The organism is Colwellia sp. Arc7-D, assembly GCF_003061515.1.
GTDB lineage: Bacteria > Pseudomonadota > Gammaproteobacteria > Enterobacterales > Alteromonadaceae > Cognaticolwellia.
In genome coordinates this window covers 725,408-748,542 of record NZ_CP028924.1, presented here as the reverse complement: position 1 = coordinate 748,542, position 23,135 = coordinate 725,408, and the positions used below count along the sequence as shown (strand labels likewise).

14 protein-coding genes and 2 riboswitches are annotated in these 23,135 nt (G+C 38.5%); of the genes, 6 read left to right on the top strand and 8 right to left on the bottom strand.

Translation table 11 applies throughout. The annotated features are described in order from the left end of the window. Position 1 precedes the first annotated feature (1 nt). The 3 genes from DBO93_RS03200 to DBO93_RS03190 all read right to left on the bottom strand — a co-directional run bounded on the left by DBO93_RS03200 (position 2) and on the right by DBO93_RS03190 (position 4,589). Positions 2-1,075: an ACP S-malonyltransferase gene (locus tag DBO93_RS03200; RefSeq protein WP_108455036.1), complete on the bottom strand. Its 1,074-nt coding sequence runs from the start codon at positions 1,073-1,075 to the stop codon at positions 2-4. After that, a complete protein-coding gene (locus DBO93_RS03195) occupies positions 1,072-3,276 on the bottom strand; it encodes an alpha-ketoacid dehydrogenase subunit alpha/beta (RefSeq protein WP_108455035.1) in 2,205 nt (734 codons plus the stop codon). The genes DBO93_RS03200 and DBO93_RS03195 overlap by 4 nt, the downstream gene beginning before the upstream one ends. 119 nt (positions 3,277-3,395) lie before the next feature. After that, positions 3,396-4,589, bottom strand: a complete 1,194-nt coding sequence (locus DBO93_RS03190; protein WP_108457728.1) for an acyl-CoA dehydrogenase — start codon at positions 4,587-4,589, stop codon at positions 3,396-3,398. 131 nt (positions 4,590-4,720) lie between these two features. On the opposite strand from DBO93_RS03190, the gene DBO93_RS03185 reads away from it, so the two are divergent. From DBO93_RS03185 to DBO93_RS03170, 4 genes are all read left to right on the top strand, one after another. Continuing rightward, positions 4,721-5,557, top strand: coding sequence for a LysR family transcriptional regulator (locus DBO93_RS03185; protein ID WP_108455034.1), 837 nt, complete (start codon positions 4,721-4,723; stop codon positions 5,555-5,557). 161 nt (positions 5,558-5,718) lie between these two features. Continuing rightward, positions 5,719-6,801, top strand: a complete 1,083-nt coding sequence (locus tag DBO93_RS03180; protein ID WP_108455033.1) for an aminoglycoside phosphotransferase family protein — start codon at positions 5,719-5,721, stop codon at positions 6,799-6,801. 397 nt (positions 6,802-7,198) lie between these two features. Next, positions 7,199-7,373: riboswitch (cobalamin riboswitch) on the top strand. A 102-nt stretch (positions 7,374-7,475) separates the two neighbouring features. Continuing rightward, positions 7,476-9,473 (top strand): TonB-dependent receptor, encoded by a 1,998-nt coding sequence (locus tag DBO93_RS03175; RefSeq protein WP_108455032.1) that lies wholly within the window; start codon positions 7,476-7,478, stop codon positions 9,471-9,473. Further along, positions 9,474-10,955 (top strand): cadherin repeat domain-containing protein, encoded by a 1,482-nt coding sequence (locus tag DBO93_RS03170; RefSeq protein ID WP_108455031.1) that lies wholly within the window; start codon positions 9,474-9,476, stop codon positions 10,953-10,955. A 126-nt stretch (positions 10,956-11,081) separates the two neighbouring features. Here DBO93_RS03170 and DBO93_RS03165 read toward each other — a convergent pair whose 3' ends face one another. The 5 genes from DBO93_RS03165 to cobC all read right to left on the bottom strand — a co-directional run bounded on the left by DBO93_RS03165 (position 11,082) and on the right by cobC (position 16,353). Next, complete coding sequence (locus DBO93_RS03165; RefSeq protein ID WP_108455030.1) at positions 11,082-12,578, bottom strand: cobyric acid synthase; 1,497 nt, start codon at positions 12,576-12,578, stop codon at positions 11,082-11,084. After that, the gene (gene cobU / locus DBO93_RS03160; protein ID WP_108455029.1) at positions 12,575-13,243 is read right to left on the bottom strand and encodes a bifunctional adenosylcobinamide kinase/adenosylcobinamide-phosphate guanylyltransferase; all 669 of its coding nucleotides are present in this window, start codon (positions 13,241-13,243) and stop codon (positions 12,575-12,577) included. The genes DBO93_RS03165 and cobU overlap by 4 nt, the downstream gene beginning before the upstream one ends. Then, positions 13,240-14,094: an adenosylcobinamide-GDP ribazoletransferase gene (locus tag DBO93_RS03155; protein ID WP_108455028.1), complete on the bottom strand. Its 855-nt coding sequence runs from the start codon at positions 14,092-14,094 to the stop codon at positions 13,240-13,242. The genes cobU and DBO93_RS03155 overlap by 4 nt, the downstream gene beginning before the upstream one ends. Then, positions 14,084-15,148, bottom strand: a complete 1,065-nt coding sequence (gene cobT / locus DBO93_RS03150) for a nicotinate-nucleotide--dimethylbenzimidazole phosphoribosyltransferase (RefSeq protein WP_108455027.1) — start codon at positions 15,146-15,148, stop codon at positions 14,084-14,086. The genes DBO93_RS03155 and cobT overlap by 11 nt, the downstream gene beginning before the upstream one ends. Positions 15,149-15,311: 163 nt before the next feature. After that, positions 15,312-15,482: riboswitch (cobalamin riboswitch) on the bottom strand. Between the two features lie 214 nt (positions 15,483-15,696). Beyond that, the gene (gene cobC, locus DBO93_RS03145) at positions 15,697-16,353 is read right to left on the bottom strand and encodes an alpha-ribazole phosphatase family protein (protein WP_162533713.1); all 657 of its coding nucleotides are present in this window, start codon (positions 16,351-16,353) and stop codon (positions 15,697-15,699) included. Positions 16,354-16,583: 230 nt separating this feature from the next. Here cobC and DBO93_RS03140 point away from each other — a divergent pair, with 230 nt between their 5' ends. Together DBO93_RS03140 and DBO93_RS03135 are read left to right on the top strand one after the other, a co-directional pair. After that, positions 16,584-17,396, top strand: coding sequence for a cobalamin-binding protein (locus DBO93_RS03140; protein WP_108455025.1), 813 nt, complete (start codon positions 16,584-16,586; stop codon positions 17,394-17,396). A 1-nt stretch (position 17,397) separates the two neighbouring features. Further along, on the top strand, positions 17,398-23,028 hold the full coding sequence (locus DBO93_RS03135) for an ABC transporter substrate-binding protein (RefSeq protein WP_108455024.1): 5,631 nt from the start codon (positions 17,398-17,400) through the stop codon (positions 23,026-23,028). Positions 23,029-23,135: the final 107 nt, after the last annotated feature.

Sequence of the window (23,135 nt, the reverse complement as noted above, 5' to 3'; positions counted from 1 at the left end):
ATTATTTTACAACACATTTGCGTTGCTCAGATAACCCCATGGCAAGTACATAAGGCGCTTGTTTTTGTCGAGTTATAAAATCAGCTTTATTGGCAAGGTTAAGCCAGTTATGGCTGATCAAACTCTGAGCGACTGCACCTCCTAACGTGGCACCTGGACCTAAAATAATCAACTTATCTGGTGCAAATTCTTTAATGGCGACCTCTATCGCTTTTGAAAAGTTATATGGCTCGACCACTTGAGTGCTTAGCGTATATTGATGTAAACGTTTAACATCGCAACTAAAAGGTTGCCATACTTGCCCTAACCCATCGATTAGCGGTATTTCTGGCATACTAAATAATTCAGACGACATCAATTTCATCGCTTGTGCTGAAACATCTGTTAGTAACGGAGTATGAAAAGCTGCATGGTTAAATAAATTCATGGGGTAGCGGTCTTGTACTACGGGTAGTAATGCTTCTAGCGATTTTAGCCCATTCTTATTACCACCAAAAACTAAATAGCCACCTAAATTAATCGACACATACACTTCACAATCACTTTGTTGGTTGGCTTGCGCTAAGCATTGCATCACCCTTTGCTCTTGCTCACCGTCAACTTTCCATTCATCGTTAATGATGGGATAGATCATTTGACCGCCAATAACGCCGTTTGTCATCATTGAGCCCATGGTATTAATTAGCTCAATCGCTTGTTTGGGCTTTAAAGCGCCAGCAACCGCTAATGCGATATACCAACCCATCGAGTTTCCAGTCACGGCTACAATATCAAATTCATCTTTATTAATAGCTTGGTAATCTAATAGCGCACAAGCATAAATAAGCGCAGAAGCGTTTTCACCCGCTGTATGAATACGCATACTGTAATTTTGCATGCCATCAAGTTCAGCGACTTTTATTTGCCCTTGCTTATCACGATAGTCATCTATCAGTGAAACAATTTCAGTTTTATCGCCATGCAGACGCTGTAAATAACCTAGCTCTTCTTTATTATATGTGCCACGCCCTGGACAAATAACGACTGCTCGCTGCTTTTTTTTAAATTCTTTAGAGTTTTTATCTTGCGCACTCATTGGCAAACCTCCTTCGCGGCTGCAATTATATTGTCAACTGATGGCAACACTTCATAAGCAGCAGCGCCAAGGGGAATAAAACTATCGCTGGCAGTAACACGCTTTATTTTAGGACAATTGCTTGTTTGTTCATGAATTAACGTGACTAAAGCTTCACTGATTGACCCCGTTTGTCGACATTCATCAACAATAAGCACATGTTCGCACTCATTTACTTGTGCCAAAATGCCTTTTTCATCAAGGGGTGCTAACCAACGCAAATCAACAACACGCGCATCAATGCCCTGTTCGGCTAACTTGGCTTGGGCTTGGCGCGATAAATAATTGCCATTACCATAGGTTAAAATACATAGTTTTTTACCTGTGCCAGCAACCTTAACGCCCAAATCAATGTTGCTATTTTCTTGTGCTGGTGGCTTATATTCAAACGTCCACAGTCCGTCACCTTCTTCATGCAGGTCTTTCGCCATATATAACGCTATAGGTTCTAAAAATATCACCATACGCTGCTGTTCTTGCGCTAAACGCACACTAGCACGCATCATTTCAACCGCGTCAGCACCATTTGATGGACACGCCAGAATCAGACCAGGAATATCACGAAAAACAGCAAACGAATTATCATTATGAAAATGTCCACCAAAGCCTTTTTGATAAGCTAAACCCGCAATACGAATTACCATAGGGTTAGTAAACTGACCATTGGAGAAAAACGGTAAGGTGGCTGCTTCACCACGAATTTGATCTTCAGCATTGTGCACATAAGCTAGAAATTGAATTTCAGGTATCGGTAAAAATCCGTTATGCGCTAAACCAATAGCCGCACCTAAAATGGTTTGTTCATCTAACAGCGTATTAACCACACGACTTTTACCAAAGCGTTCGCATAGTTTTGCTGTTACGTTGTACACCCCACCTTTTTTGCCAATGTCTTCACCACACATAACAATATTGGGATATTCAGCCATTAAATCCATTAATGCCCAGTTAATCAATTTTGCTAAATGCTGCTTTTTAGACAGATTGTGTTTTTCATGTTTGAATATTTCTGCACGGGTGTTATCACTTACGACTAACGAACTTCGTGCTTTATGAATACTAGGTATAATGCTCGCCATTACGGCATCAGCACTGGTTAATTTTTCTTTACCTGCTGCATTGTCAGCAATTACAGCAATACGTTGTTCAACATTTTGATAAATTTCAATTAACTGTTCGGCACTTAAAATATTGTTTTCTAATATTATGCGTGCGGTATGTAAAAGTGGGTCTTGAAACTCTGTCGCGGTAATATCGACCATATCGCGATAAACAAACTCAGCATCTGAACCCGCATGACCGAGTAAACGCACCATGCGGATATGTAAAAATACCGGTTTACGTAATTCGCGTGCAATGTGCTCAGCTTTTTTCGCTGTATGATACGTGTCTAGTATATTCAAGCCATCACAGTAGAGATAAGTTATACCGGCTCTATTTTGATAATTAGCAGCGATCCAACCTTCTGGGGTTGCCGTTGAAATACCAATGCCGTTATCTTCACAAACAAAAACAATCGGCATAGGGATCGACTGATACGCAGCCCAAGCCGTGCTGTTAATTGCTCCTTGTGTAGTTGAGTGATTCGAAGAAGCATCACCGAAATTACAAATAATCACGCCATCGTTAGGAATTTCACCTTGGTGTGCTAACCGTTTGGCAAGTGGAATACTATAAGCCGCGCCAATGGCTTTAGGTAAGTGCGAGGCTATGGTGCTGGTTTGTGGTGGTATCGATAGCGCTTTACTACCTAAAACCTTATGACGACCACCAGAAATGGGGTCATCCTTTGAAGCCGCAAATGATAACAACATGTCATATAAAATAGTTTGTCCGGGCACTTGTTTGCTGCGCTGTATAACAAACGCGCCGCTGCGATAATGTAAAAAGGCCATATCAGTCGGACGAAATGCCTTGGCATAAGCCGCATTACCCTCATGGCCAGAACTACCAATAGTATAAAAACTTTGGCCTTTTTTCTGCATCACGCGTGATTGTAAATCAAGGTGACGACTCATTACTTGGGTTTCAAATAGGTCAATAATGTCAGCTGAGCTTAAGCCAACATCACTTGCGCTTAACGTACATCTTGATTCAGGTAAAGTACCGGCGCGAACAAAGTTGATAAAATTTTCTTTCACCAACTGATTACGATCAGACATGATATCTCCACGGGTCATTTTTATTATTGTGGTTTAAAGGTAACGTTTATGGCCATTTTAAAATAACTAAAAAGCCTAAATTAAAGACGCATTCACTACGCCTTTAATTACACCTTATTTTAGTAAAATGCTTGTAGACCCGTTTGCGCTCTACCCAGTATCAAGGCATGTACATCATGTGTGCCTTCATAGGTGTTAACCGCTTCAAGGTTCATCATATGACGTATAATATGAAATTCGTCGGCAATACCATTGCCACCGTGCATATCTCGGGCATTTCGAGCAATTTCTAATGCCTTACCACAAGAATTACGTTTGATTAAGGATATTGCTTCAGGCGCTAGCTGATCTGAATCCATTAAGCGCCCTGCTTGTAAACAGGCTAATAGTCCGGTGGTAATATCGGTTTGCATATCAGCTAATTTCTTCTGAATTAACTGTGTTGCCGCCAATGGACGACCAAACTGTTCGCGGTCAAGCGTGTATTGACGCGCGCCGTGCCAGCAAAACTCTGCCGCACCTAAAGCGCCCCAAGCTATGCCGTAGCGTGCTTTGTTCAAACAACCAAATGGACCTGACAAACCTTTAACATTTGGCAGTAAATTCTCACTAGGTACAAATACATTGTCCATTACGATTTCACCGGTAATCGATGCACGTAATGAAAATTTACCTTCAATTTTAGGTGCACTTAATCCTTCCATACCTTTTTCTAAAACAAATCCACGAATGACACCGTCGAGCTTGGCCCATACCACAAAAATATCAGCCACTGGTGAGTTCGTGATCCACATTTTATTTCCTGTCATGCGATAGCCACCTTCTACCGCAGTGGCATGGGTAGTCATACTGGCAGGATCAGAACCTGAATTCGGCTCTGTTAAGCCAAAACAACCAATGTATTCACCGCTCGCAAGTTTAGGTAAATATTTCATTCGTTGCTCTTCACTACCATAAGCATAAATTGGATGCATAACTAAAGACGATTGAACGCTCATTGCACTACGGTAACCACTGTCAACCCGCTCAACTTCACGAGCAACTAAACCGTAGGTAACATAATTTACGCCAGCACAGCCGTATTTCTCAGGTAAGGTTGCACCTAATAACCCCAATGCACCTAGCTCGCGCATAATTTCAACATCGAATACTTCATTACGATTAGCCATTAATATTCTTGGCATGAGCTTTTCTTGGCAATACTGATGAGCGCTATCGCGGATCATGCGCTCCTCTTCAGATAATAAAGATTCCAATAAAAGCGGATCTTGCCATTTAAACGAAGGACGGTTTGCACTGTTTGAGTTAGACATGAAATTACCTGATTGACTGTTTAATTTTCGTGCAAAAATAATAAGCAAATCCTAGCCAAAGTTAAAATATTATTTTCCTTTAACTGATATAGTTTAAGACTATACCTAAAACTAAAGTACTGGATATTATTATGGATTTAAAATCACTCAATTATTTTATTTCAGTTTATGAGCTCAAAAGCTTTAGCGCAGCCGCTAAAGCCTGCTTTATAGCTCAACCTTCAATATCGTCTGCAATAGCACAACTAGAACAACAACTTAAAGTACAACTTTTTATTCGCCATGCACGCGGGGTAACACCTTCTGAACAAGGTAAAAAACTTTTTCCATTAGCCAAGCAACTCCTTGGGCAAGCGGGAGCAATAAAAAACATTTTCTCTGAAAAAACAAATAAACAGCCCTTTAATTTAGGTGTTACTAGAGGTTTAGGTGTTGAGCGCATGAGTTTATTGTTAAAAGACTTCACCGCAGATAACCCGTTAGTCGAACTCACTTTGGTACCACACACAGATCAAGTTGATGCGCGTATTATTCTAAAAGACGAGTTACATGAAAATGAATCATTTATTGATATGTGGCAAGAAGACTACTTGTTGGCTCTCCCTTATGATCACGTTTTAGCACTCAATGAAACTGTTTCGCTCTCGCAATTAGATGGCTTACCTTTTATTCAGCGCACACCTTGTAGCGCTTGGAACAATTTACACGATACCTTAGCGTTAGCCGGTATTAGCCTCGACATTAGAGCAAAAATAACCACCATAGATTATGCCCTGGGTTTAATTCATGCAGGTTTAGGATGTGCATTTTTACCTGCACACAGTGAAATTATGAAACAAAGTGACGTCGTATTTAGGCCCATAGTAGGCTTACAACTTACTCGAGAAATTGTGCTGGCTTATACTTCATCGTCGAAGACCATGAATAATTTAAAACGCTTAGCTCGCAAGCATGCATATACGCATTAACCTTCGAATGGCTAAAGTGATTTGGTTTTATGGTTTGGTTTAAGATTTGGCTTAAGGTTAATACGCTAATGAGCACTTTATTTATTAAAGCCCTTGCCTTAACATAACTGTATTACAGGGCGCATTAATGGCGTCATACTTAACTAAATTAATAACAATATATGCCTCACGTCACACCTGATAAAATATTAGCCTTAGTATTACCGCAATTTGGGTTTACGCTAGAAGATTGCAAAGTATCACGGCTTGGTAACGGGCTTATTAACAACACCTTTTTAGTGCAGTCGGATGATCAAAAATTTGTTTTACAGTGTTTAAATCAACAAGTGTTTAAAACACCGCAGCAAGTCACTGACAATGCAGATTTAATCAGCGCTCACTTACAAATTAAACATGAAAATAATAGTTATCCGTTAACGCCTGTTTTCCAACGTCGAAATATTGATAATAGCAACCATGTTAAAGTACAAGGGCAATACTGGCGCAGCCTACATTATATTCCGCAATGCTACACCTTAGAGTCTATCGCTAACGTCGAACAAGCCAGTTCTGTTGCCAGTGCCTTCGCACAATTTACCGCGGCATTAAGCGACTTTAACAGTGAAAAATTAGCGGAAATTATTCCGCAGTTTCATGATTTAGCAATGCGAATAGAGCAACTGCATCAGGCAATAGAGAACGCCTCTGAGCCGGTACTACTATCTGCCAAAGCACAACTTAAAGTTATTGAATCTCAACAAGACTTTATCATAAACATCGCCAATACAACCGCAGCGTTGCCTTTACATGTTACGCACAACGATACAAAAATTAATAACTTACTTTTTAGCGAAGCCACCAACAAACCAATAGCAGTAATTGATTTAGACACCTGCATGGCAGGCTATTTAATGCATGATTTTGGCGACATGGTACGAACTTGTTGTGTATCAATTGCTGAAGACAGTGCTGAATTAGATAAAATGGTGATTAATTTTGACATGTTAGGTGCAATAACCGAAGCCTACATTGCCGGTTTTAAAGACTCGTTAAGCGAGTCTGAGCAAAGCAGCTTAATACAAGGCATAAAATTAATGCCTTTTATGCTGAGTATTCGATTTTTAACTGATTTTTTAAATGGCGACACTTACTTCAAAACGTCATACGCCACACATAATTTAGTTAGAGCAAAAAACCAATTACATTTGTATCAGTTGTTTTGTCAGCATGAGGCTTTATTGACGGAAATAGTGTTAAAAAACTGATTTTAAGTTTAATTGACCTATGAATAATTGGCGCCGAGTAAATTACCCTTTTGTTCTTGAATATGGATTTTAGAGTGCTTGATAAACTTAGAAGTTGAGCAGAATTAATCCGTTATTGGATATACACCCAAATATAACCAACAAGGATATAAGCTAATATAATATCGTCTCACCTATTATAATCTCATACAGCACAGATAATTTAATAGAGAAAAATACCAATTACATTGGTTTTAATTCCATTACCACCATGTAGCTTTATAAACAGATGTCGTACTTGCAGGACATACTGCAAACTCCAACAAGTAAACTGCACGAGCACTTAAATTATCAAATCTATAAGCTTGTAGATTAATAATGCTAACAGTTGACAAGCCATAGTAATGGGGTCAGAATTGCCGCTCAAAATTGCTTAGGTGCTCGATATTTATACGTTAACAACGTTAAAAATAAAGAGATAATCGGGAAGTTAGTGACATGCTTTATGCATAATTCTAATGCTGCCCCCGCAACGGTAATACTTTGTTTTGCAAAGTTAAGCCCGGAGACCGGCCTAAACAACATAGAATTATTTGCAGTGCGGTGGGCGCTTCGGAAATATATCGACATTAGCAACAGTTTTGCTAAACCGTCTGTAGCCTTCCGTACGCCCCTCAAAAACTTTTGAGGTGTTCATGTTCTCTCGTTTACGATATCTATTTATAACTATCTTTGTGGTATCACCCGTTTTCGCACAAGTAGAAACACCTTTAAATCAAGAGCTTGAAGTTATTGAAGTGGTGAACGAACAAAGTTTCAATTCACCAAATTATCAGGTTCTACAACGAGAAAGCTTTGTTCATTCATCGCAAACACTTGCCGATATTTTACAAACGGTTAATGGTATTCAAATTCGTCAGATAAGTGGTATTGGTAACCCCGTTTCTGTCTCTATTCGAGGCTCAAGTAGTAAGCAAATACAACTCTATATCGATGGCCAATTAATTAATGACAGTCAATTCGGTGGTTTTGATTTAAACCAAATACCAACCGAGCAAATTCAAAGTATTGAAATTAGTAAAAACCAAGCTATTGGCACCGGCGCAACCCCCATTGGTGGCGTTATTCGCATTAACACTTATAGCCCAACACAAGACACGGCGAAATTAACGCTAGCCACTGGCTCATTTGGTTACCGTGAAGCTAACATATTATTTAATAAAGTATTTAAAACTCAAAGTCTTTCATTTGGTGGCCATTATATAAATAGTGATAATGACTACGATTTTCTTGTACCTCAAAGCTTTGAAGACAGCACAAAATCAGATGAGCAAGCATTAAGAAATAATGAATTCACTAAAAAAACATTTTTCATTAATGACATTATTCAACTGGGCCAGCATCAAATTAGGTTGAATGTACAATACAATGATCAAGAAAAGTCACTACCCAACTATCGCAATAATTCCCCAGAAAACAGTTCAGAATTAAGCTCAGACAGTACTCGCTACAGTTATCAGCATCACTGGTTGAGTAATTCATCTTGGTTAGATTCAATCGAAGTAGAAGCTTACGCTGAAGACAAAAACGAGCGTTATATTTCAAGCCCTGATTCTGTAATGTTCGATATCAGTGATTATGAAACTAAAAAATACCATGTCGGATTAAAACCTTTACTAACTTGGCAAAATTTTAACTTAACCCCTTTTATTAGTTTTAATAAACAAAAATTTACATCTATCAGTCAACATAATGGTCAACCTACTCAATGTAATGGTATTGGCTCATGTGATATTTCAGCAGAGCAACAACAAACCAACTTAGGTTCTCGCTTAGAGTGGCAACCAATTTCATTACCATTAGAAGCCTATGTATTGATCAGTAATTTACATGAGAAAAACGTAAATTCTGCACTCAACCAGCCTGACGCCGAGATGCTAAGAAATGATGAAAATTATTTAACCACTGAATTAGGTTTAAGCGTTAAACAAGAAAATTTTAAAATTACGGCGAATGTTAGTGACGGTGTAAGAACTCCGACTCTATATGAGCTTTTTGGTGATCGCGGCTCTTTCAAAGGTAATGATGACTTGTTACCTGAAGAAGCTGTTACGCTCTCACTTGGCGGGCAATATCAAAATAAAACCCTGTCTATATCATCTTCGATTTATCAACAAACATTAGAAAACTCTATTGTTGCCATTTTTAATTCAAGTAATGTTGGCAGTTACAGAAACGTTAGCGACGCCGATTTAATGGGCTTTGAAGCACAACTGAATTATCAATTATTTGCACCTTTGTCTTTATCATTTCAAGTGAACTTAATTGACAGTGAAATTAAATCTGAATTTGTCGCCTTTAATCAAAATAAGATACCCGGCATTTATCATCAGCAATACAGTGCCTCGCTAAAATATCAAGTCAATAAAGCATGGCAGCTATCATTTAAAACTAGCCAAGACAAAGATTTGTACTTCAACCTTATTAACAGATTTCAAAATGACGACAGTCACTTAGGTAATGGTAATCCAGCCAACCGCACAGTGTCTGACCTATTGGTCTATTGGAAAGAAGGCAAGCATCGCGTGACTTTCAGTGCCAACAACTTATTCAATGATAAATATCAAGATCTTGCGAATAGAGCATCACAAGGTCGAAGTTTCCAAATTAAATACACAATCGAGGGATTATAAATGTTAACAACTTTTAAAACACAAATGTTGCCACTAAGTTTAGCCATAGGTACAACAATACTTGCTGGCTGTGGTGGCGGTTCTGACAGTAATAGTGCACCACTTGTAACAGGTGCTACTAGTCCTGTTGTTGAAGAAAACACAACGTTGGTTAGCAGTTATAATGCAACTGATGCCGATGGCGATGCTATTACATTGTCGCTAGGCGGTAGCTCAAGTACTTTATTTGCCATTACGCAAACCGGTGAATTAAGCTTTTTAACCGCACCTGATTTCGAAAATGGCGATATTGGCCCTTTCTCTGTAACAGTTATTGCTACCGACGACAGCAATCAAAACCTTACAGGTGAATTGAGCATTCAAGTAACCGTTGGCGATGTTAAAGACACGCCTTCGTTTGCTGTTGTGCAAACAGTTGCACCAGATTACTCAGGTTCAGAAGTTGTTACATTAGATCCAGAAACTGAATTAGTAACTAAAGGTTACTATATTAAAGATGGCTCTGATTACACTGTACGTAGCTTCAATCAAGACGTTTTCCATATCGGTCGTTTCTTCATTGACACTATATCAAAATACAATGCCGATGCACTTGATACTGAAGTTTGGAGCTATACTACGCAAGATACTGGCGATTCTACTTCACGTAACCCTTATGATATTGTTTCGCTAAGTGATACTAAAGCTTACATTTTACGCTATGGTTCAAGCAAAGTATGGATTGTAAACCCACAAGCAACGACCGCTGATGACTTTAAAATTGGCGAGTTAGATCTTGACGCTTACATCGCAGATGACAACAGCAACGGCACGCCAAACCCTTCAGCCGGAACAATTGTTGATGGTAAACTATTTATTACTTTACAACGTTTGAACGACTCATATTCACCAAACACCGCTTACGTTGCTGTTTTTGACACCGAAACTGATCTCGAAATAGAAACCAACGCCAATGTTGATGACACTGTTATGGGTATTCCTTTGGTGGGCTTAAATCCACTCAATAATAGTATTGTTAGTAAAGATGATGTTGTCTATGTCACTACACGTAACTCATACAGTGACACTGACTTAACATTAAGCCGTGTAGAAGCTATTGCCACTAGTGATTATAGCTTAAGTACTGTGTTAACTGCTGAGGACATTGCTGATAATAGCTCAGCTTTCATAAGCTCAAGTGCAATAGTTTCAGCAACAAAAGGTTATTTAGTTGCTGAGGAAACTTTTTTCTCGCCATATCGTGTGCTTTCAACGGTTTATAGTTTCAATCCTACAACAGGTGCTATTGCAGATGCTGCAGTAGCAGAGACAGGCTCTGAACAAATTAGTCATATTAATTTAGATGCGGCTAATTTCCTTTGGATCAGTGTTAGCAACCCAGTTAATCCAGGTGTTGACGTTGTAAATACTGAAACTGACGTAAAAGCGCTACCTAGATTTGCAACTGAATTAAACCCAACGGCAATTGCATTTATCGAATAACAAGTACGATTTTCAATAATTTTGCCAATAAAAAAACCGCTTAAAAGCGGTTTTTTTATGTCTTAAACCAAGTAGATTAATTAGACCGGTCATTTCATGATAAATGCTTGGAGTTGAAGAGAGTAATTAGGTGTTTTTACTCTGAGCAATAATCAGTTTAATTTTATCCATATTAAGATGTTCATTACAAACCTTAGCAAGGCGCTCTAGTTGTATTTCTCTATGCTGACTAATATCAATAATAGGTGCTTTAAAGTCTTTAATACCCAACCAATTTAGTACTAATTGTGTTGGCGCTGGACAATCAAAAAAACCATGTAGATACGTAGCAATAATTTGCCCGTCATTTGAAATACAGCCATCGGCAATACCATGCTGATTTTTATCGCTTGGTTGAACTTGAATATTAAGTAAAGGCTTACTTAACGCTGGACCGTTTGAAACACCACAATGTATCTCATAGCCCGTTAACTGGCATGTTTCATTATTAAGCGTCATAGTTGCACAGACTTGGCTTAAGGTCTTATTTTCCGTTAGCGTGGTTGTAAAATCTAACAAACCTAAACCCGATACTTGCTCAACATGTGACTCTATATGTTCTGGGTCAAATATTTTTTCACCCAACATTTGATAGCCACCGCAAATACCCATAACTTTTCCGCCATAGCGTAAGTGTTGATCAATTTCTTGCTGCCAGCCTTGTTGCTTTAAAAACGTTAAGTCAGAGGTAACATTCTTACTACCGGGTAAAATAATTAAATCAGCGCCTTGCAACGACTGACCCATTTTTATGTATTGTAAATTAATATTGGGCTGTAAGCGCAGAGGATCAAAGTCGGTATGGTTGCTCATATGCGGTAACAAAGGTACAAAAACATTCACTTGCACTTGTGTCACTTTATTATCAAGTGCTACGGCATCTTCGGCGTCTAACGCTAGATCATGCAAGTAAGGTAAAACACCTAATACGGGTTTACCCGTTCGCTCTTCTAACCAGTCTAATCCAGACTCAAGCAACTTTATATCGCCGCGAAAACGGTTAATAATAAACCCTTTCACACGTTCTTGCTCTGACTCCGACAATAATGCCAACGTCCCCACTAGATGGGCAAAGACACCGCCACGATCAATATCTGCAACTAAAATAACGGGGCAATCAACCGCTTCGGCATAGCCCATATTGGCTATATCGTTAGCTCGAAGATTAATTTCAGCGGGGCTACCGGCTCCCTCGACAAGCAATACATCATGATCAAGAGCTAACCTCTGATGAGACGTTAGCACAGCTTGCATCGCTACTTTTTTGTAGTCGTGATATTTACCTGCTTCCATATTAGAAAGCGCTTTACCGTGGACAATAACTTGCGCACCAGTGTCACTATTAGGCTTTAATAAAATAGGGTTAAAATCAATGCGTGCTTCAACTTTTGCAGCTATTGCCTGTAAAGCTTGTGCACGGCCAATTTCACCACCGTCTTTAGTAACGGCACTATTTAATGCCATATTTTGCGGTTTAAATGGCGCGACATTAAAACCCGCGTTAACTAATACTCGGCAAAGCCCTGCAACTAAAGTACTTTTTCCTGCATCAGAAGTAGTACCTTGTACCATTAATGTTTTCAAAGTGATGCCTTATAGCTAATATTTTCAACCGACTTTAATGTTAAAGGTAAGCCTGCCATAACAAACTCGACTTTATCGGCAACTTTAGCAATGGCTTGATGCAACCACCCTGCTTGGTCTACAAATTGGCGCGACAACTCACCCATTGGCACTATGCCATGGCCGACCTCATTGCTAACTAAAATAAGTTCAATTGCGAATGTTTGCGTGTTTTCTCGCGCAAAGTTTACATCTTGAAGACTATTTAATAACTTAAGAAATTGCTGTTTTTCTTGCTGCCAATACTCACTATTACAACTGTCTTGGCTTGTATTATTGCTGCGATCAGTACTTGAATTCGACTGACATAAACTATTACTTAACCATAAAGTTAAGCAATCGACTAAAATGCAAACGCCTGATGAGTTACTTGATAAAGCTTCAGAAATAATCGACTCAATAGTGACACTCAATTGCAAAGGAGCTTCTATTAATCGCCAATGTGTTGGACGTTCTGCTTGGTGCTGCGCAATTCTTTGCGCTATTTCATTATCTAACGCTTGTGCGGTCGCAATATAAGTAACCGGCAGCTTTGACAACATCGCATATTGCTCCGCTAATGAGCTTTTACCTGAACGTGCGCCGCCAAGAATTAACTGAATTTTATGCTTCACTATTTCAGTCATATGCTCGCCGATGTAAGGGCAAGTAATGATATATATATAACCACTTCTGAAAACTGTTGCGCGGCGCCTAAACAGTCACCGGTATAACCACCTAGCTGTTGCATAAACCAACGTTTTAAACACCAACGTGTCAATAATAAAATAACCACTAACTTCCAAATAACACTAAAAGATAAGGTTATTAAAAGGATGAACGTGCCCGTAGCGAGTAACGTTATATAACTATTATTTGATAATGCTTGCGCTAAAGGCTTTACTTTTGAGGTGGCATCTTCGCTGACATAGGGCATATCGGCAATTAAGCTTGTCGCCAGAACTCGACTTAAACAGTGCCCTAAAACTAGAATAGACAACACGCTCAGCCCATCATTTATCAAGTTAACATTAGGCATGTTTTGCTGAATTAACGCTAGAAGCGCTTGGTATTTAATCATCAAAATAAAAAATAATGCTGCTGCGCCATAGGTGCCTAAGCGACTGTCTTTCATAATATTAAGTTTATTTTCGATACTCCAGCCGCCGCCAAAGCCATCCCAAACATCGGCCCATCCATCTTCATGAAAGGCACCGGTTAATAACACACTGCTTGCCATAGCAACTAACAATGCGATTTCAGTAGGCAGATACATAGCACTTAGATAAAAAGCTAATGCAGAAATGATTCCGATAAGCACGCCCACTAAAGCGAAATATCGGCTTGCTTCATTTAGCATTTTGGCGGTCACATCAACCGCCATGTTAACCGGAATTCGGGTAAAAAAGCTGATAGCTAAAAGACACAATTGCCATTGCTGGCAGAGTAACTCTCGCTTGGAAGCGCTTGATTGTATTTCGTCAGACTCAGGTAACATCAGTAACCTCTGCATCGGCAAAGCTTGCCATCTCATTATAAAAAGCAGCTGCGGCTTGTATTATCGGTAGCGCTAAAGCCGCGCCCGTACCTTCGCCTAAACGTAATCCTAGGTTCAGCAGCGGTTTAACTTGAAGCCATTGCAGCATTTTTTTGTGGCCTTGCTCACCTGAGCAATGGGCAAATATCATATAACCTTTCACGTTAGTATTTAGCTCAATCGCTAACATTGCAGCAGCGGTACAAATAAAACCATCAACCACAATTAACATACGATTTTCTGCTGCGGCTAGCATCGCTGCGGTAATTTGTACCACTTCAAAACCACCTAAACAGCGTAAAATAGCTTGAGGGTTTGTGAGATTATCTCGATGAAGTGCTAAGGCTTGCTCAACCACTTGTTGCTTCTTTAAAACAACATCATCTGAAACGCCAGTACCACGACCAACGGCTTCGCTCGCAGGAATAGCCATAATTGCCGCCATTATCGCTGAAGCAATCGTGGTGTTGCCGATACCCATTTCACCAAAAGCAACAATGTTACAACCGGTGCTTTTTAGCTCTGCAATATGCTTTTTGGCAAAAATAAAACCCTGCTCGACTTGCGCTTGAGTCATTGCTTCTTGCTGATTAATGGCTTGAGTAATATTACCTAATCGTTGATCTAAAACTGCTGTCGATGATGCAGGATGTAAAATGCCAGCATCGACAATATTTAGCTGCCATCCAAGTTGCTGACTAAAAACATTAATGGCTGCGCCGCCACCAGCAAAGTTTGCCACCATTTGACTAGTCACTTCACTAGGTGCAATGGAAACACCTTCGCTAGCAACGCCATGATCGCCAGCAAAAATAGTTAAATGAGGAGAGTTAAGCTCGAGTTTATGTTGGTTATTTTTAGGGGATTTAAAAGATGAAGCAGTTAACTGAATCTTAGCCATTTGCTTGGCTAAAGATTCAAGATCACCCAATGCGCCTAGCGGCTTAGTTTTACCGTCAATTAGTGCTTGAATTTTTTCTGAGTGTTCGCAACTAACTGCTTTAATATTAAACATTTCAAAACCTAACAAAAATCAAACCCAAAAGAATTGGCTTACAAAAAATGATTAACGTAGATGAGTTTAGAGGCTTAAGGGAGTATATATTTCATCAATGATGACATAATCAACAAGGCAAAATAAAAATTCCAATGCTCGAGTAACCCGCTCGACGTGGTAATTAATGTCTATATTTCCCCTGGTATCCTGACTTACAGCATATATGTTTTTTCGGCCAATGACTTTATGGCTAAGTGGTAATATATGCGCTGTTTACAGTTGCGGGCACAGTTGTGGATTTTCACCACATTCCCAGTTTTACCTTTGCAATAATGGGATCCTCCATTAAAGTAGTAAAATTGAATATGACATTATTTAATTAATGGCGCGATTATCGACAGCTAGGACAAAATAGCAAGGTTTATTTTTAACTCAGTGGTGCGTTAAAAGCTTAAATATTCAAGCTTTCACATTTAAATTCCGGTGAGATAGCGTTCTTACATCATATGTAAAAAAGTGAGTTTCTAAAATAACAACACAGTTCGATAATGCTAAATTTGCTGTTATTAAAGCATTAACTTCGACCAAGCTTTGCCGTTACTATCAATACTAACTTGTATATGAATAAGTGCACCATAAGGCACATCGATATTAGCCATATGATTAACACCTGGGATTGGTAAGCCAAGCACTTTAGCTAAAATATAGCGAATAACACCGCCATGACTAACCACTAAAGTATTTTTCGGTCGACATTGTTGCTGTTCTTTTTGAACGGTCTGTTCAAATTGGTGTAATAAACGCGCCCAAAAACTATCAATCCGTGCAGTAAAGCTTGCCATAGTTTCACCATTTGGCGGCTGACATTGCCAAGGATTTTGCCAAAAATCCCCCAAAGTGGGCGCATTCTCAGCATTTTTTGTTGAGTTTTGAGGTTGCCAAAGTGTTTGATAGCTTTGCCCGTCCCAATCACCAAAATCCATCTCTTTCAAGTCAGCCGTAATTTGTAATGAAATATCTAATTGCTGACAATAGCTTTCTGCAAACGCTCGACAACGAATAAGGGGTGAGCTGTAGCATTGTGAAATATCCACTAAACCTTGACTAGCTTCAACAAGCTGTTGTTTGCCGGTATTCGATAGTGCAATATCTGAACGCCCACATAAAACTCCGGTCTCAACAAGTTCGCCATGGCGTAACAAATAGATATTAAAAACTGACAAGCTAACTTCCATGATTTATTAGTAATAATTGCATACAGTCTAACAAATAAACTTGCTGTATTAATAATGAAACAACCTTGTTTAAAACACGAGTTGTTACAACCACTAAAAAACCAATCATTGCTGCGTGGTTTTTGATAAAGTAAAACTCATCAAATGCAATAGCAACGATTGCATGTCAATATAATACCAATAAAACAAAACACTACCGTAAGTAACAAGGAAAATGCATGATTTTAGTTCCTGAACCTAAATGGCCAGAGCGCATTATTTGTTTAACCGAAGAAACCACCGAAGCACTTTACCTTATGGAAGAAGATCATCGTATTGTTGGCATTTCGGCTTACACCATGCGCCCTGAACGTGCACGAAAAGAAAAAACCAAAGTAAGTGCTTACATTACCGCCAGAACGGAAAAAATCCTATCGCTTAAGCCTGATTTAGTCTTGGCATTTTCAGATATGCAGGCTGATATCGTTGCCGATTTAATTAAAGAAGGAATACAAGTTCATTGTTTTAATCATCGCAGTATCAGTGAAATTTTACAGATGATTCGCACCGTATCAGCTTTAATTGGGCAGCCAGCTAAAGGTGATAAACTCGTCGCAGACATGCAAGACAATTTACGAAAAGTTAAGCAACAAGCTGAACAATTGCCTAAACATCCAAAAGTATATTTTGAAGAATGGTTTGATCCTATTATTACTGGCATTGGTTGGGTGAGCGAATTAATAGAAATTGCCGGTGGCATAGATTGTTATCAAGAGTTTTCGACTCAATCTTTAGCAAAAAATCGTATTGTGGCAGATGCCAGCGAGGTAATAGCCAAACAACCCGATATTTACATTGCTTCATGGTGTGGGCGTAAGTTTGATGAAGAAAAAGTCACCTCAAGAGTTGGTTGGCAAACGATCCCAGCAATAAAAAATGGTGATATTTTTGAGATAAACTCAACAGATATTTTACAACCTGGTCCTGCGGCACTTACCGATGGTGTTGCACAGTTGGCAAAGATCATAAAGCAATGGGCTGAACGTACATAATATGTTGAATTATTTTCGTAATAAAAATGTCTTAATGTTGTTAAGTTGTATCTTAACTTTATTAATTTCTCGCCAAAGCTTAGGACAAGAACTCGATAAAGTATCAATTCAATTTAATTGGTATCATCAATTTCAATATGCTGGCTATTACGCGGCAAAGGAACAAGGTTTTTATCAAGAACTTGGCTTAGATGTCGAGTTGAGAGAACGCGATAAAATAGGGTCTATTGAAGACTATATTGTCGAAGGCAAAGCGGATTATGGTATCAATGATTCGAGTTTAATCGTGGCAAAAAATAACGGTAAACCTGTAGTTATCGTTGCGCAAATATTTCAACACTCTCCCACCATTATTGCAACACTGCGATCTTCTGGCATTGGTAGCCCATTTGATCTTATTGGTAAGCGCATTATGGTGGATAAAGAATGGAAAAATTTCGCCCCCATCACAGCCATGTTGATGCAAGCAGAGCAAGATATGTCGGCTTTTGTATGGCAAAAACAAAGTGACCATTTCGGCGCATTAACCCGTGGGGAAACTGATGCTATATTAATATATAACACCAATGAGCCCTTTCAATTCAAAGAAGCTGATATAGACATATTAACCATCAGCCCTAGAGATTATGGCATTGATTTTTATGGTGATAATCTCTTCACCAGTGAATTAGAAGTAAAAAATAATCCTCAACGGGTTCAAGCGATTCGCCAAGCGACCATTAAAGGTTGGCAATATGCGATTAACCATCAAGCTGAAATCATTGATTTGATTGAAAAGAAATATAATAGCCAAGATAAGTCTCATGCTCACCTAACATTTGAAGCCAATGAGATTAGAAAGATTATTTTAGCTAAATTTATCCCGCTAGGTTCAATTGCCCGTACTCGTATGGAAAAAATTAGCGAGATTTATCATCAGTTAGGCATGATCGATTCGCCTTTCATCCCCGAAAATTTATTACTTGAAGATGCGTTAATCAACTTTTCTTCAGATCAAAGTAATGACGCAGACAGTACATCACTAATTTTCATGATGACCTTAGTATCATTATTGTTAATTTTTTCTACCTTACTTTTACCTAAATTAATTAGCCAGCAACGTATTGCCGCATTTATGGCATCGAGGAAATTTCCTTTTATAGTGCATTCAATATCGGCCTTGAATATCGCTATTATTTTTAGTGTTATTTACTTAACCTTGCAAGACAATGAAGAGAACACCCGCGCCAACGTGCAAAAAAATCTAGAGTTTGTCGTAGAAGCAACAAAAACTCGCCTCAATGACTGGATAAGTGAGCAAGAAAGGCAATTAAAAAAAATAGCTAAAAGTAACACTGTCATAGAACTCACCAAAGAATTACACCTGCAGTCAGCGTTAAACCAAGCAATGAAAACCTCAAAGTCGACAATAAAAATACGTCAATATATTAGCCAAAGTAGTATTGAGGGAAAAGATTTTTCAATTATCAGTTCAGAACATATCAATATTGGTTCAAACCGTAACGAAAACTTAGATAAAATCAGCTTAATAGCCCAACAACATCCTGAGATAATTGCCGCTGTTTTTACGGGAGAAAGTCATTTTGTGCCACCAATAAAGTCGAATGCTTTGGACTTGTTGAATAGTACGACTAAAGCCATTGATCTATACAGTATGTATATGATCACACCGATAACGGATGAGAATAATCAAGTGATTGCCGCTTTATCTATGCGAATTCAACCTAGCGGCCAAATATCTAATATTATGCAACAAGGTCGTATTGGCAACTCTGGTGACAGCTACTTAGTAACTAAACAAGGAAAAATGCTGACTAAAAGTCGCTTTGAAAACGAGTTCACATCAATTAATTACTTACAAATATTCAGTAAAAACAAACAACTGATCACACTTAAAGTGCCAAAAGTTAACGTAATAGACAACCCTGATGCGACCTTTGACTTACAACAATTACCGTTCACATTTATGGCAAATCACTTAGTTAATAGTGCTCGTTCAGACAACATTACCCTAATTACTAACAATAAAATAACCAGTAATGTTATCGGGTATAACGACTATAGAGGTGTAAACGTTTTTGGCGCTTGGCTGTGGGACAACCAGTATGGGTTTGGTATTGCAACAGAAGTTGATGTAAACGAAGCCTTATTAGAGGTGAACATACTTCGAAACAAGTTAATGTTCATTGCCTTTATTACTCTATTATTAACGCTAATCGCCAACATATTTACTATCTCTGTTGGACAGCGTTCAACAAAGTATATGCGACGCTCAAAAGAAGAGCTGGAGCAGCTCGTCGTAAAACGTACAGCTGAATTACATCAACGTGAACGAGCACTATGGGAACTATATGAACACGCACCCGTTGCTTATGCGACATTAAATGCTCAAGGTATGTTTATTAAACATAACCTTGCGTTTGCACAAATGTTTGAGCGCCCTCGTGAAACCTTTACCTCTTTAAATTGGCAAAGTTTTGTTGACCCATCACATTACGTACACAAAATATTTCAAACGAAATCTCACCCATTAGCCAATGAAATTCCGGTTAATATTAGTGATACAAAAACCATAGACACCATGTTGTCAGCGCTTCCTGTTTATAATGAAGAAGAGCAATTAACTGAAGTACGTTTAACGTTAATCGATATTACGCAAAGAAATGCAGTTCAAGCTCAGTTTGCTGCTTTAATGGAGTCAGCACCCGATGCTATTTTAATGTTAGATAAACATCGAGTGCACAACTTAGTTAATTCACAAGTTTTAACTATGTTTGGTTATGAAAAGTCTGAGCTTATTGGTCAGAAAATTGATTGTTTGTTACCTGAAGAAACAAGCTTGCATGTTTTTGACAAAATACTGCATGAACCTTCCCCAGAAAAACAATTATTGGAGCTAACAGGTAAGCACAAGAGTGGCTATGAGTTCGCAGCTGAAGTCACCGTGAGTGTTCTTGATATGCATAATGAACGTTTTATCGTTGCTATTATTCGCGATATTACTGAACGTAAACTCCATGATGCTGAATTAGCAGAGCATATTTTATTTCAACAAGCATTGGCTGACACTATTCCTTACCCAATATTTGTTAAAGCGCCAGATTCAACATTTACTAACGTAAATAAAGCATATGAACAAACCTTTAATGTTAAAAGAGAAGACATTATTGGAAAAACAGTACTCGAACTTGACTTTTTACCGATGGCAGATCGGATAGCTTATCAGACTGAAGACACCGAAATTATTGCCTCAAAGGGTATGATACGAAAAGAAATACCCATGATTTATGGTGATGGTTTAGAGCATACCACTATGTATTGGGTAAAAAGCTTTGAGAAAGCTGATGACTCGGCAGGTGGTTTATTAGGTACATTTGTTGATATCAGCGAACAAAAAATGGCAGAAGAAACCCTTGCAGATGCTAAGTCGCTGGCAGAAGATGCCGTAAAAGCTAAATCTAATTTCTTAGCTAATATGTCACATGAAATTCGTACCCCAATGAACGCCATTATTGGTATGTCTGCGTTAGCATTGAAAACAAATTTAACTCCAGAACAACAGAATTATATCGCAAAAGTTAATATTGCTGCTGAGTCATTATTAGGTATTGTTAACGACATTCTAGACTTCTCAAAAATTGAAGCGAACAAAATTGAGATCGAATCAATCCCTTTCTGTTTGGATGACGCGCTCGATAATTTAAATAATTTATTGGTCGATAAACTCAACGAAACACAAACTGAGTTGATATTTGACGTAGAGCAAGATGTGCCACTTAATCTTATTGGTGACCCATTGCGCCTTGGGCAAATATTAACCAACCTTGGCAGTAATGCCGCTAAGTTTACTGATCATGGCGAAATAAAAATTAATGTGTCGTGTATCAAAAAACATAAAAACAACGTAACTCTACAATTTTCAGTTTGTGATACCGGCATAGGCATGAGTGCCGCACAACAAGAAAAACTTTTTCAGTCATTTAGCCAGGCTGATGCATCAACCACCCGAAAATATGGCGGTACAGGTTTAGGCTTAGCAATATGTAAACAGCTTGTTGAACTATTAGGCGGTGAAATATGGCTAGAAAGCGAAGCGCATATTGGTAGTAAATTCCATTTCACCCTCACTTATCAAAGCCAACCGACAAATGAACTTAATACTAAATCATCTAGTTTAACGTCACTAAATGATTTAAAAATTGCTTTGGTCACTGACAATAGCGTTTATCAGGTAATTTTACAGCGGATCTTAAATTCTTTTGGCTTTGCAATAAAAAACTATAGCTCTACCAGTGAACTATTAACTGACTTAACACAGCCACAACTTGGTGGCTTTGATGCAATACTCATTGATCTGATAAATTGTAGCGACAATCAATACTGTGGCGAATTAAAGTTAATTAGAGATAATCATGCTGAATTACCAATCTTGCATATTCTCCCCAATAAACGAAAAATGTTAATCCCTACTCTGGCAAACGATGCTAAATACTCAGTAATTTGTAAGCCAATAACGACTTCTAACTTACTTGATAACCTACTGGTGACACTAGGTAAAGAAAACTTGAGAAAAGAAAGTTATGAGCAAATTGAGCGCGACTCATTATCTGCCATCGAGTCTTTACAAGGTATAAAGTTATTAGTAGTAGAAGATAACGAAATAAATCAGGAGCTAGCAACAGAATTACTCACTAGCAACGGTATTAAAGTGGTTATTAGCAACAATGGGCAACAAGCACTGGCGCAACTTAATCAAGAACACTTCGACGGTGTATTAATGGATTGCCAAATGCCAGTGAAAGACGGCTACACAACCACACGCGAACTTCGTCAGAACCCTCGTTTTGTTGATTTACCTATTATCGCTATGACCGCTAACGTAATGGCCGGCGATCGTGAAAAAGCATTAGCCTCGGGCATGAATGAGCATATTGGTAAGCCCATTAATACCCAAGAATTGTTTATCAAATTAGCACGATGGGTTGTTCCTGCTTCACAGAAAAAACTTCATCACTTAAACGCCAATAAAGCGCTGTTATCAGCAAATGAAAATGAGCAAATAATCATCCCTGAACTTGACGGTATTGACATAAAATCTGGTTTAGCGATTGCACAAAATAATAAAAGCCTTTATCTGCGCTTACTGCTTAAATTTAAAAATAACTATGCTCATGCATTAGCACCTTTAGAAAGTGCGTTTGCTAACAATAACTTTGCTGAGATTGAGCAATTAGCTCACACTATTAAAGGTGTAGCTGGCAATATTGGTGCTACAAACCTTTATACACTTTGCCAAACTTTAGAAAGAAATGCCGTACAACATAATATAAAACCATTAATTTTAAGCCAGTGTCAAAATGAATTAAAACGCATTCAATTAGCATTATCAGCACTCAACCCACCAGAGCCTAATGATGTTATTTTCAACATTTCAGACTGCAAAGCCCTTATTGAGCAATTAAAATTTGATGTCGATAATTATGATGTTGCCGCAATTGAAACCATTCAATCATTATTAGCAATGACCCAGCAGCAAGATTATCATCAGCAATTAAAAGACATTATGTCAAAAGTAGAAGTTTATGAGTTTGACGACGCTGCTAGGCTACTTAAAAGCATTACCATCACCTAAATAAATAATGGTGTAAGTAACTGATTTTAAATAACTGTCGCATTAAAGTCAGGTAAAAGTCGTAGAAAAATTTTAGCGAGTAATTAATAATTCAATACGAACAGCAA

Excerpts from the sequence above, each read along its gene's own strand:
- DBO93_RS03195 (WP_108455035.1), bottom strand. The coding sequence starts at position 3,276 with ATGTCTGATCGTAATCAGTTGGTGAAAGAAAATTTTATCAACTTTGTT.
- DBO93_RS03155 (WP_108455028.1), bottom strand. The coding sequence starts at position 14,094 with ATGTTACCTGAGTCTGACGAAATACAATCAAGCGCTTCCAAGCGAGAG.
- DBO93_RS03135 (WP_108455024.1), top strand. The coding sequence starts at position 17,398 with ATGTTGAATTATTTTCGTAATAAAAATGTCTTAATGTTGTTAAGTTGT.
- DBO93_RS03180 (WP_108455033.1), top strand. The coding sequence starts at position 5,719 with ATGCCTCACGTCACACCTGATAAAATATTAGCCTTAGTATTACCGCAA.
- DBO93_RS03190 (WP_108457728.1), bottom strand. The coding sequence starts at position 4,589 with ATGTCTAACTCAAACAGTGCAAACCGTCCTTCGTTTAAATGGCAAGAT.
- cobT (WP_108455027.1), bottom strand. The coding sequence starts at position 15,148 with ATGTTTAATATTAAAGCAGTTAGTTGCGAACACTCAGAAAAAATTCAA.
- DBO93_RS03200 (WP_108455036.1), bottom strand. The coding sequence starts at position 1,075 with ATGAGTGCGCAAGATAAAAACTCTAAAGAATTTAAAAAAAAGCAGCGA.
- DBO93_RS03185 (WP_108455034.1), top strand. The coding sequence starts at position 4,721 with ATGGATTTAAAATCACTCAATTATTTTATTTCAGTTTATGAGCTCAAA.
- DBO93_RS03170 (WP_108455031.1), top strand. The coding sequence starts at position 9,474 with ATGTTAACAACTTTTAAAACACAAATGTTGCCACTAAGTTTAGCCATA.
- DBO93_RS03175 (WP_108455032.1), top strand. The coding sequence starts at position 7,476 with ATGTTCTCTCGTTTACGATATCTATTTATAACTATCTTTGTGGTATCA.
- cobU (WP_108455029.1), bottom strand. The coding sequence starts at position 13,243 with ATGACTGAAATAGTGAAGCATAAAATTCAGTTAATTCTTGGCGGCGCA.
- DBO93_RS03140 (WP_108455025.1), top strand. The coding sequence starts at position 16,584 with ATGATTTTAGTTCCTGAACCTAAATGGCCAGAGCGCATTATTTGTTTA.